Here is an 11,619-nt window from a genome sequence, read left to right on the forward strand (position 1 = left end):
GATGACAACACAATCGAGTCCCGTTATTACCGATATGAAGGTCATCCCGGTGGCCGGGCATGACAGCATGCTACTCAATATAGGCGGGGCGCATAACGCATACTTTACCCGCAATATCGTGGTGCTCACCGATAACGCCGGCAATACCGGGGTTGGTGAAGCGCCGGGCGGTGAAGTGATTTATCAGACGCTGGTTGAGGCGATTCCACAGGTGTTAGGCCAGGAGGTCGCACGCCTGAATAAGGTGGTTCAGCAGGTGCATAAAGGCAATCAGGCCGCTGATTTTGACACTTTCGGCAAAGGCGCCTGGACCTTTGAACTACGGGTCAACGCGGTGGCGGCGCTGGAAGCCGCGCTGCTCGACCTGCTGGGCAAGGCGCTGAACGTGCCGGTCTGTGAATTGTTAGGGCCTGGCAAACAGCGCGATGCGGTCACCGTGCTCGGCTATCTGTTTTATGTAGGCGATCGCAGCAAAACCGATCTGCCGTATCTGGAAAGCACGCCGGGTAACCATGAGTGGTATCACCTGCGTCACCAGCAAGCGATGAACAGTGAGGCGGTGGTGCGTCTGGCTCAGGCGTCGCAGGATCGCTACGGTTTTAAAGATTTCAAACTTAAAGGCGGCGTGCTGCCTGGCGAGCAGGAAATCGACACCGCTCGCGCGTTGAAAAAATGCTTCCCGGATGCGCGTATTACGGTCGATCCCAACGGCGCCTGGCTGCTGGATGAAGCCATCTCTCTGTGTAAAGGGCTGAACGATGTTCTGACCTACGCCGAAGATCCGTGCGGCGCTGAACAGGGTTTTTCGGGGCGTGAAGTGATGGCCGAGTTCCGCCGCGCGACCGGTCTGCCGGTAGCAACGAACATGATAGCCACCAACTGGCGTGAGATGGGCCATGCGGTGATGCTGAACTCAGTAGATATTCCGCTGGCCGATCCGCATTTCTGGACCCTTTCCGGCGCGGTGCGCGTGGCACAGTTATGCGATGACTGGGGACTGACCTGGGGCTGCCACTCGAACAATCATTTTGATATTTCATTGGCGATGTTCACTCACGTCGGCGCCGCCGCGCCGGGCAACCCGACGGCTATCGACACCCACTGGATCTGGCAGGAGGGAGATTGTCGCCTGACCAAAAATCCGCTGGAGATTAAAAACGGAAAAATTGCGGTACCCGACGCGCCCGGCCTGGGCGTGGAACTGGACTGGGAACAGGTACAAAAAGCGCATGAAGCCTATAAGGCGCTGCCCGGCGGCGCGCGTAATGACGCAGGCCCAATGCAGTATCTGATCCCCGGATGGACTTTTGACCGTAAACGTCCTGTTTTCGGCCGCCACTAATTTTGAATAAGGACTTAATTATGAGCGCACAATTTACCACTCCCGTCGTGACTTCCATGCAGGTTATTCCGGTGGCAGGCCATGACAGCATGCTGATGAACCTGAGCGGCGCACATGCCCCGTTCTTCACGCGTAATATTGTAATTATTAAAGATAACTCCGGTCATACCGGCGTGGGTGAGATACCCGGCGGCGAAAAAATTCGTCAGACCCTGGAAGATGCCATTCCGCTGGTGGTAGGCAAAACGTTAGGCGAATACAAAAACGTACTGAATGCGGTCCGCAATACCTTTGCCGATCGTGATGCCGGTGGACGTGGTTTGCAGACCTTCGATTTACGTACCACTATTCATGTGGTTACCGGGATCGAAGCGGCCATGTTGGATCTGCTGGGCCAGCATCTGGGCGTCAACGTCGCTTCATTGCTGGGCGAAGGCCAACAGCGTAGCGAAGTTGAAATGTTGGGTTACCTGTTCTTCGTCGGCAACCGCAACGCGACACCGCTGCCGTATCAGAGCCAACCGGATGAGAAATGCGACTGGTATTGCCTGCGTCATGAAGAGGCGATGACCCCGGATGCAGTGGTGCGCCTGGCGGAAGCGGCGTATGAGAAATATGGTTTCAACGACTTCAAGCTGAAAGGCGGCGTATTGGCCGGAGAAGAAGAAGCGGAATCTATTGTGGCGCTGGCGAAACGCTTTCCACAGGCGCGCGTCACGCTCGATCCCAATGGCGCATGGTCGTTAAATGAAGCGATTAAAATTGGTAAGTACCTGAAAGGAACGCTGGCTTATGCGGAAGATCCTTGCGGCGCTGAGCAGGGGTTCTCTGGTCGTGAAGTCATGGCGGAATTCCGTCGTGCAACCGGTCTGCCGACCGCCACCAACATGATCGCCACCGACTGGCGTCAGATGGGGCATACGCTGTCGTTACAGTCCGTGGATATCCCGCTGGCGGACCCGCACTTCTGGACCATGCAAGGGTCGGTTCGTGTGGCGCAGATGTGCCATGAGTTTGGGTTGACCTGGGGCTCGCACTCTAACAACCACTTTGATATTTCGCTGGCGATGTTTACGCATGTCGCGGCGGCGGCTCCGGGCAAAATTACCGCGATCGATACGCACTGGATCTGGCAGGAAGGCAATCAACGCCTGACCAAAGAGCCATTTGAAATCAAAGGCGGCATGGTACAGGTACCGGCGAAACCGGGTCTGGGCGTGGAGCTGGATATGGATCAGGTCATGAAAGCTCACGAGTTGTATCAGCAACATGGGCTGGGGGCGCGTGATGATGCGATGGGGATGCAGTATCTGATCCCGAACTGGACGTTTGATAATAAGCGTCCGTGCATGGTACGCTAAGCGAACTGGGACCGCTCCCATGAAGGGGCGGTTTTTATCCTGGTATATGCTTAACACAGTCAACATGCGTAAGGATGCTTTATGAAAATAGTAATCGCACCGGATTCCTATAAGGAAAGTTTGAGTGCGCTTGAAGTGGCAACGGCTATTGAGCTGGGATTTCGTGAGATCTGGCCTGAGGCGGATTACGTGAAGATCCCTGTCGCGGACGGCGGTGAAGGAACGGTCGAAGCGATGGTTGCCGCAACGCAAGGCCACCTTGTGCATGTTGATGTTACCGGCCCTCTGGGCAACACAATTCAGGCATTTTATGGTTTGTCCGGTGATGAGCGGTCGGCGTTTATCGAAATGGCGGCCGCCAGCGGACTGGAGCAGGTTCCTGCTGATTTACGCGATCCGTTGAAAACCACCTCCTGGGGAACCGGGGAGCTAATCCGCCATGCGCTGGACGCTGGCGTTGAGCATATCATTATTGGGATTGGCGGTAGCGCCACCAATGATGGCGGTGCCGGGATGGTGCAAGCGCTGGGAGCTAAATTGCTGGATGCGCAAAATAACGATATTGCTCATGGCGGGGCTGGCCTCGAATCGCTCGCCCGGATTGATATCTCTCAGTTAGACCAGCGACTTGCCGCGTGTCGTATTGAAGTGGCCTGCGACGTGACTAATCCGTTGACCGGTGAAGAGGGGGCCTCTGCGGTATTTGGCCCGCAAAAAGGGGCAACGCCGGAGATGATTACCCGCCTTGATCGGGCGCTCACGCACTATGCCCAACTCATTGCCCGCGATCTGGATATCAACGTGCTGGAGCTGGCGGGCGGTGGCGCGGCTGGCGGCATGGGGGCGGCGCTGTATGCGTTTTGTGGCGCACAGCTACGCTGCGGTATTGAGGTGGTGACGGATGCGTTACACCTCGACGACTGCGTTGCGGATGCGGACTTAGTGGTCACGGGCGAAGGACGTATCGACAGCCAGACCATTCACGGTAAGGTTCCGGTTGGCGTAGCGAAGGTGGCAAAGCGTTACAATAAACCGGTTATCGGCATTGCCGGTAGCCTGACGGCCGATGTTGGTGTGGTACACGAGCATGGGCTGGATGCGGTTTTCAGCGTCATCTATACCATTTGTACGCTGGATGAAGCGCTAAAGAACGCGAGCGAGAACGTGCGAATGACGGCGAGAAACGTGGCTGCAACGCTCAAAGCAGGGCAACAATTACGCTGAATTGTTAGCCGCATTCGGCGATGTGCCCGATGCGCGACGCTTATCGGGCCTACGGTAAACAGCGAAACCTGTAGGCCGGATAAGGCGTTTACGCCGCATCCGGCGAATATCACCCCAATATCCGTTTCGCTTCCCGCGCAACGTTATCCATTTCATCCAGAAGCTCTAAAAACTCAGGCTCCAGCTCTTCTTCTTTGGTTCCGCTACGTAATTGCTGCTCAATAAGCTGACACAGGTTTTTCATACGGGGAACGCCGCTATAGCCGCAGCTGCCGTGCAGCTTGTGGATCATATCTACCAGTCCTTCCGGGTTTTCACCTACCAGCTGTTCTTCAATTCTGTTCCGCACTTCGGGCAGAAAATCGAGCAGCATTTGCAGCATGTCGCGCGCCAAATCGTTTTTACCTGCGGCTTGTCTTAATGCCAGTTGCCAGTCGAGTGTGGTATTTGGATTGACGACCGGCTCAACGGGTTCAACCGCGAGCGCCCGAAGCGATGAGCTTGCGCCGGGTTTGTAGCGTAACAGCAGATTATGCAACTTATCTTCTTCGATAGGCTTCGCCAGGTAATCGTTCATCCCGGCGCTGAGCAGCTTCTCTTTCTGCCCGGCCATGGCATGCGCGGTGACCGCAATGACCGGCGTCTGCTGTTGATGAGGAAGCTGGTGGATCAGTTCGCAGGCGCGAATACCGTCCATGTCTGGCATTTGAATATCCATCAGGATCAGATCAAACTGCATCTGTTTGGCGCGATCCACTGCCTGATGTCCGCTGTCGCAGAGCACCACGTGCTGCACTTTATCTTCCAGCAGTGCGCCAATCAGCTTGAGGTTCGCCGGGTTGTCGTCCACCGCCATGACGGTCATCGCGATTTTGCTCTCGTCTAATAGCAGCGGATCTGCGCGGTGGTTCAACTGACAATACTCTGTCAGCGCAGGCAGTAAGCGGGTTGAGGTGAGAGGTTTCAACAGACACGCCGCCGCGCCGCCTTGTTTTAACTTCTCTGCGTTAATCTGCGCATGGCAAGGCAGGGCCAGTAACAAAAAGTCGGTCATCGCCGCAGCGCTTGCCAACCGCTCATGCTGCATGGTGAGCGGTTCGCGTAACGTGACCGGAATGCCGAGCAGCAGAATATCGTAGTGATCCTTCGGCAGCCCGGAGAACGAAGGGCTGTAAATCACCTCCAGCGGCGTTTCACTCAAGATATCTAACGTACATTGCGCGGCTGTGGCGTTAGGTTCGACGTAGGCCAGTCGTTTACCGGCCAGACAGAGCGTGGTTGAACGATCAACGAGAACGTTAGGATTGAGATCGAGGCTGATATGGAACCAGAACGTGGATCCCCGGTTCGGTTGGCTGTGGAAGGAGATATCCCCGCCCATTTCGTTGACCAGTTTTTGCGTAATCACCAAACCCAGCCCCGTCCCGCCGTGGCGTCGGGAAATACTGGCATCCGCCTGGCGGAAGGCCTGGAACAGGCGTGACTGATCGCGCTCAGGGATACCAATCCCGGTATCGCGGATTTGTACTTCAATCTGCACTTTCGTGTTACTGAGGGCGCGTTTCTCAACCAGAATATCGATATTGCCGCCTTCGGTAAATTTGATGGCATTGCCGACCAGGTTAGTGATCACCTGCTGTAAGCGCAGCGGGTCGCCGATGACGTTGTCCGGCACGTCATTCTTAATATTCAGCGTCAGCTCAAGCCCTTTATCATGGGATGAGTGCGCTAATAGCGTGACGACGTCATCCAGCGTGCTGCGCAGCGGGAACGGGATGCTTTCCAGAATCAGCTTGCCGGCCTCCAGTTTGGAGAAGTCGAGCACATCATTGATGATGGCCAGCAGATTATTGGCCGAACGCTCAATCGTATTCAGGTGATCGCGCTGTGTGGTATTGAGCTCGGTTTTTAGCGTCAGACGGGTGAAGCCAATCACGCCATTCAGCGGGGTGCGCAGCTCGTGCGACATGTTAGCCAGAAACTCAGACTTAATACGCGCCGCTTCCTGGGCGCGTTTCTTCGCCAAATCCAGTTCGACGTTCTGGATTTCCATCTGCTCCAGGGTTTCGCGCAGATCAGAGGTGGCCTGATCGATGTTGTGCTGCATCTCTTCATGGTAAGCCGCGAGAGACATCGCCATCGAGTTGATGCCATTTTTGAGCATATCCAGCTCGCCCAGCATGAAACCTTCCACGCGGCTGTCGAGCTGTCCTCTACGTATTCGGTCAACGGTATTCACCATATTGCGAATCGGGCCGGTCACGTCGCGCATCAGACGCCAGCCAAAAATTAGCGCAATACCGATGCAAAACAACATCATTACGCTGGAGATAAAGATCTCTTTATACTGCTGCAATCGCACTGACTTGAGGTCCAGCTCAAGCGCCACGTACCCCAGCATGTTTTGCGTATTTTTGGCGTCGCTGACGGCGGATTCATCCGGCGAATAGCTTTCCGATATAATGGGTGTTCGCAGGATCATGATATCCCCGAGCCGGGTGACGCTCAGCTTGCGGGGGAATGGTGAACCCGTCGCCAACTGCATTTCAGACGGATCGAGATGAAAATTGGATGTGACGAACAGTCGGTTGTTCTCGTCATAGACAGAAATTGCCCGCACGATATCGGAATGGCGACGATGCAGCACGCTGATAAGTTGGCCGATGGATTCCCTGTTTTGCAGGTTCATGCCATATTCGCTGGAAACCGCGAGTGGCTCAATGATGCTGGCGCCAGCATCTTCCAGTTGACGCTGCAAGTCGTTATAGCGATGCACAACAAAAAAGATACTGAGCAGCAAACCAATCAGGACGGTCGGGGCCAGGATCAGAATCATCATGCGTGCGCGCAGGCTGTAGTTGGTCATGGAGTTCCGTTATGGGACAATTAGGGTCACACTGTTAAATAGAGAAATATCTCGTCGATGGCGCAATTCTACTCTGCAAAACGACGCGTGACGACGCGTCAGATCATAACCGTTACCGTCAATGACCTTGATCCTTTCGGTCAGGGCGTCGCTCGCCACGACGGAAAGGCGTTGTTTATACCGGAATTGCTGCCTCAGGAAAGCGCCGAGGTAGTCATTACCGAAGATAAAAAACAGTTCGCCCGCGCGCAAGTAAAACGACGTTTAAACGACAGCCCGCAGCGTGAAGTGCCACGTTGTCCGCATTTTGGCGTGTGCGGCGGTTGCCAGCAGCAGCATGCCAGCATCTCGTTGCAGCAGCGTAGCAAAAGCGCGGCGTTGTCGCGTTTAATGAAATGTGAAGTGTCGGATGTTATAGCTGATACCCCGTGGGGCTATCGTCGTCGTGCCAGGTTAAGCCTGAACTATCGGCCAAAAGAACAAAAGTTGCAGATGGGATTCCGCAAATCCGGCTCCAGCGACATTATTGATGTCAAACAATGCCCTATTTTGGTGCCCCAGCTTGACGCGTTATTGCCCCACATCAGGGCATGCCTGGAAAGTCTGCAAGGGTTACGCCATCTTGGTCATGTCGAGCTGGTGCAGGCAGGGAGCGGAACCCTGATGATTTTACGCCACACGGCGCCTTTGAGTGCGGCGGATAAAGAAAAACTGGAATGCTTTTCGCATTCTCAGGGGCTGTCTTTGTTTCTGGCCCCGCAAAGCGAGATACTGGAATCATTATCAGAAGAATCGCCCTGGTATGACTCAAATGGGCTACGGTTAACCTTCAGCCCGCGTGATTTTATTCAGGTCAACGAAGGGGTAAACCAACAAATGGTTGCCCGTGCGCTGGAATGGCTCGATGTGCAACCAGAAGATCGCGTACTCGATCTGTTCTGCGGAATGGGAAATTTTACCCTGCCGCTGGCCACCCGGGCAGCAAGCGTGGTGGGCGTGGAAGGGGTGCCTGCGCTGGTGGAAAAAGGCAGGGAAAATGCGCTGAATAACGGTTTGCACAATGTGACATTCTTTCATGAAAACCTTGAGGAAGATGTTACCCGGCAGCCATGGGCGAAAAACGGATTCGACAAAGTATTGCTCGATCCTGCGCGTGCGGGGGCTGCAGGTGTGATGCAACATATTATAAAATTGGAACCTATACGCGTTGTTTATGTATCCTGTAATCCGGCAACGCTGGCTCGTGACAGCGACGCTTTGCTCAATGCGGGATATGCCATACGGCGACTGGCGATGCTCGATATGTTCCCGCACACTGGACACCTGGAATCAATGGTCCTGTTTGAGCGTATGTAATGAATTTTGTACCCATTGAATTTCGGGTTGTAACGCAGCATGAAAGACAATGGGTATGGCTTGTCGACTTCGACAGGCCTGGCCCCTTAAGGAGAGGACAATGGTTGCGGTAAGAAGTGCACATATAAATAAAGCTGGTGAGTTTGATCCAAAGAAATGGATCGCGAGTCTGGGGATCTCCAGCCAGCAGTCGTGTGAACGCTTAGCCGAAACCTGGGCGTACTGCCAGCAGCAGACACAGGGTCACCCTGATGCGGAGCTGCTGCTGTGGCGTGGCGTGGAGATGGTAGAAATACTCTCCATGTTGAGCATGGATATCGACACGCTGCGCGCAGCAATGCTGTTCCCTCTGGCAGATGCCAACGTGGTCAGTGAAGACATCCTGCGCGAGAGCGTGGGTAAATCCATTGTTCATCTTATCCACGGCGTGCGGGATATGGCGGCAATACGCCAGCTTAAAGCCACGCATACCGATTCAGTCTCTTCCGAGCAGGTCGATAACGTCCGCCGCATGCTGCTGGCTATGGTGGACGATTTTCGCTGCGTGGTCATCAAGCTGGCGGAGCGGATTGCCCATCTGCGCGAAGTGAAAGACGCGCCGGAAGATGAACGCGTACTGGCGGCAAAAGAGTGCACCAATATCTATGCGCCGCTGGCCAACCGTTTGGGCATTGGGCAGTTAAAATGGGAGCTGGAAGATTACTGCTTCCGTTACCTGCACCCGGCTGAATACAAACGTATAGCCAAGCTGCTGCATGAACGTCGTATCGACAGGGAGCATTACATCGATGAGTTCGTCGGTCATTTGCGCTCAGAGATGAAAACGGAAGGCGTCAAAGCCGAAGTGTACGGACGTCCGAAACACATCTACAGCATCTGGCGCAAAATGCAGAAAAAGCAGTTAGCCTTCGATGAACTGTTCGATGTGCGCGCGGTGCGTATCGTGGCCGAGCGTCTACAGGACTGCTACGCCGCGTTGGGGATAGTACATACTCACTATCGCCATCTGCCGGATGAGTTCGATGATTACGTTGCTAATCCGAAACCTAACGGCTACCAGTCAATCCATACGGTTGTACTGGGGCCGGGCGGGAAAACCATCGAAATTCAGATCCGTACCAAACAGATGCACGAAGATGCCGAACTGGGCGTCGCGGCACACTGGAAATACAAAGAGGGCACCGTCTCAGGCGCGGCGCGTTCTGGTCATGAAGATCGTATTGCATGGCTGCGTAAGCTGATCGCCTGGCAGGAAGAGATGGCGGATTCCGGTGAAATGCTGGATGAAGTCCGCAGCCAGGTCTTTGATGATCGCGTGTACGTCTTTACGCCAAAAGGTGATGTTGTGGACTTACCGGCGGGCTCCACGCCGCTCGATTTTGCTTACCACATTCACAGCGATGTGGGACACCGTTGCATTGGCGCGAAAATTGGTGGACGCATTGTACCGTTTACCTACCAGTTGCAGATGGGCGATCAAATTGAAATTATCACCCAGAAGCAGCCAAACCCAAGCCGCGACTGGTTGAACCCTAACCTCGGCTACGTGACCACCAGTCGTGGGCGCTCGAAGATCCACGCCTGGTTCCGTAAACAGGACCGCGACAAAAACATCCTTGCTGGCCGTCAGATCCTTGACGATGAGCTCGCGCATTTAGGCATTAGCCTGAAAGAAGCGGAAAAACACCTGCTACCGCGCTACAGCTTCAATGAGCTGGAGGAGTTACTGGCAGCGATTGGCGGGGGCGATATCCGCCTCAACCAGATGGTGAACTTCCTGCAGGCGCAGTTTAATAAGCCAAGCGCTGCCGAACAGGATGCCGCCGCGCTGAAACAGCTTCAGCAGAAAACGCAGGCGCCGCAGAGCCGCCGTAAAGACGACGGTCGCGTGGTGGTTGAAGGGGTGGGTAACCTGATGCACCACATCGCGCGCTGCTGCCAGCCGATTCCTGGCGATGAAATTGTCGGTTTTATCACTCAGGGCCGCGGTATTTCCGTACACCGGGCGGATTGCGAACAGCTGACTGAGCTGCGCTCGCATGCGCCGGAGCGTATTGTTGATGCAGTTTGGGGCGAAAGCTACTCGGCAGGATATTCGCTGGTGGTTCGCGTCCAGGCGAACGATCGCAGCGGCTTATTGCGTGATATCACCACGATCCTTGCCAACGAGAAGGTGAACGTACTGGGGGTTGCCAGCCGGAGTGATACCAAACAACAGCTTGCTACCATCGATATGACCATCGAAATCTATAACCTGCAGGTGCTCGGTCGCGTGCTTGGCAAGCTGAACCAGGTACCGGACGTGATCGACGCACGTCGTCTGCACGGTAATTAATTATTTTGTAGGCCGGATCATCTTGTAGGCCTGATAAAACGCGTTAGCGTTGCCATCAGGCATTGCCATGTTGCCGGATGTAGGCTATCGCCTTATCCGGCCTACCGTATTGAAATTCCAGGATATTCCAATGAATCAAATCGACCGACTGCTCGGTATTATGCAGCGCCTGCGCGACCCGGAAAACGGCTGTCCGTGGGACAAAGAGCAGACATTTGCCACTATTGCCCCTTACACCCTCGAAGAAACTTATGAAGTGCTGGACGCGATTGCGCGAGAAGATTTCGACGACCTGCGTGGAGAGTTGGGTGATCTGCTGTTCCAGGTGGTGTTTTACGCCCAGATGGCGCAGGAAGAAGGGCGCTTCAACTTTGATGATATCTGTGCTGCGATAAGCGATAAGCTTGAACGCCGCCACCCGCATGTTTTTGCGGATGTTTCTGCCAGTAACAGCACTGAGGTATTGACCCGCTGGGAGCAAATCAAAAGCGAAGAACGCGCCGAGAAGGCGCAGCATTCCGCGCTCGACGATATCCCCCGTAGTTTACCGGCATTAATGCGCGCCCAAAAAATCCAGAAACGTTGCTCAAATGTTGGCTTCGACTGGAAAACATTAGGGCCGGTTGTCGACAAGGTTTACGAAGAGATCGACGAAGTTATGTTTGAGGCGAAGCAGGCTGTTGTCGACCAGGCTAAACTGGAGGAGGAAATGGGCGATCTGCTGTTTGCTACGGTCAATATGGCCCGGCATTTAGGCACCAAAGCAGAGACCGCATTGCAAAAAGCGAACGAGAAATTTGAGCGGCGTTTTCGTGAGGTTGAGCGAATTGTGGCTGCTCGCGGTCTGGAAATGACTGGTGTTGATCTGGAAACTATGGAAGAAGTCTGGCAACAGGTAAAACGGCAGGAAATTGATCTCTAAGGGATTTCGTCGGTCAAGGGCGATTTGTGTGATTTTTTAAATAACAAGCGCTTGATTTACGTCAAAAACATTTACCCAAAAGAGGCTATTTTCTCTTCCCGTTATGTTGATGAAACACCTTGTATACTGCCTCATCGAGTGATTCGAGTCGCAACAAGGCGGCGACTGAAAGAATCCTCAGGAACATAGAAATGCTATGTGACTGGGGTGAGT

The 11,619-nt window shown here is 54.3% G+C and carries 7 protein-coding genes; 6 read left to right on the forward strand and 1 reads right to left on the reverse strand.

Annotation, left to right across the window (positions count from 1 at the left end; genetic code table 11):
• Position 1 precedes the first annotated feature (1 nt).
• The 3 genes from WHR59_RS04665 (at position 2) to WHR59_RS04675 (ending at position 3,927) form a co-directional block, all read left to right on the forward strand.
• Positions 2-1,342, forward strand: a complete 1,341-nt coding sequence (locus WHR59_RS04665) for an enolase C-terminal domain-like protein (RefSeq protein WP_043017405.1) — start codon at positions 2-4, stop codon at positions 1,340-1,342.
• Between the two features lie 20 nt (positions 1,343-1,362).
• Positions 1,363-2,703: a glucarate dehydratase gene (gudD, locus tag WHR59_RS04670; protein WP_172862364.1), complete on the forward strand. Its 1,341-nt coding sequence runs from the start codon at positions 1,363-1,365 to the stop codon at positions 2,701-2,703.
• A gap of 81 nt (positions 2,704-2,784) precedes the next feature.
• The gene (locus tag WHR59_RS04675; protein ID WP_047409042.1) at positions 2,785-3,927 is read left to right on the forward strand and encodes a glycerate kinase; all 1,143 of its coding nucleotides are present in this window, start codon (positions 2,785-2,787) and stop codon (positions 3,925-3,927) included.
• 109 nt (positions 3,928-4,036) lie between these two features.
• Here the strand turns inward: WHR59_RS04675 and barA are convergent, their stop codons facing one another.
• Positions 4,037-6,793 carry a two-component sensor histidine kinase BarA gene (barA, locus tag WHR59_RS04680; protein WP_043017402.1) on the reverse strand — a complete coding sequence of 919 codons (2,757 nt, stop codon included), beginning with the start codon at positions 6,791-6,793 and terminating at the stop codon, positions 4,037-4,039.
• A gap of 57 nt (positions 6,794-6,850) precedes the next feature.
• On the opposite strand from barA, the gene rlmD reads away from it, so the two are divergent.
• The 3 genes from rlmD (at position 6,851) to mazG (ending at position 11,406) form a co-directional block, all read left to right on the forward strand.
• Positions 6,851-8,149 (forward strand): 23S rRNA (uracil(1939)-C(5))-methyltransferase RlmD, encoded by a 1,299-nt coding sequence (gene rlmD, locus WHR59_RS04685; RefSeq protein WP_043017401.1) that lies wholly within the window; start codon positions 6,851-6,853, stop codon positions 8,147-8,149.
• A 100-nt stretch (positions 8,150-8,249) separates the two neighbouring features.
• Positions 8,250-10,484, forward strand: coding sequence for a GTP diphosphokinase (gene relA / locus WHR59_RS04690; protein WP_043017400.1), 2,235 nt, complete (start codon positions 8,250-8,252; stop codon positions 10,482-10,484).
• A gap of 130 nt (positions 10,485-10,614) precedes the next feature.
• Complete coding sequence (gene mazG / locus WHR59_RS04695) at positions 10,615-11,406, forward strand: nucleoside triphosphate pyrophosphohydrolase (RefSeq protein ID WP_043017399.1); 792 nt, start codon at positions 10,615-10,617, stop codon at positions 11,404-11,406.
• Positions 11,407-11,619 lie beyond the last annotated feature (213 nt).

Origin of the sequence: Citrobacter europaeus (assembly GCF_037482245.1) — a bacterium.
Classification (GTDB): domain Bacteria; phylum Pseudomonadota; class Gammaproteobacteria; order Enterobacterales; family Enterobacteriaceae; genus Citrobacter; species Citrobacter europaeus.

Coding starts and splice junctions, on each gene's coding strand:
- WHR59_RS04665 (WP_043017405.1), top strand. CDS start 2: ATGACAACACAATCGAGTCCCGTTATTACCGATATGAAGGTCATCCCG.
- gudD (WP_172862364.1), top strand. CDS start 1,363: ATGAGCGCACAATTTACCACTCCCGTCGTGACTTCCATGCAGGTTATT.
- WHR59_RS04675 (WP_047409042.1), top strand. CDS start 2,785: ATGAAAATAGTAATCGCACCGGATTCCTATAAGGAAAGTTTGAGTGCG.
- barA (WP_043017402.1), bottom strand. CDS start 6,793: ATGACCAACTACAGCCTGCGCGCACGCATGATGATTCTGATCCTGGCC.
- rlmD (WP_043017401.1), top strand. CDS start 6,851: ATGGCGCAATTCTACTCTGCAAAACGACGCGTGACGACGCGTCAGATC.
- relA (WP_043017400.1), top strand. CDS start 8,250: ATGGTTGCGGTAAGAAGTGCACATATAAATAAAGCTGGTGAGTTTGAT.
- mazG (WP_043017399.1), top strand. CDS start 10,615: ATGAATCAAATCGACCGACTGCTCGGTATTATGCAGCGCCTGCGCGAC.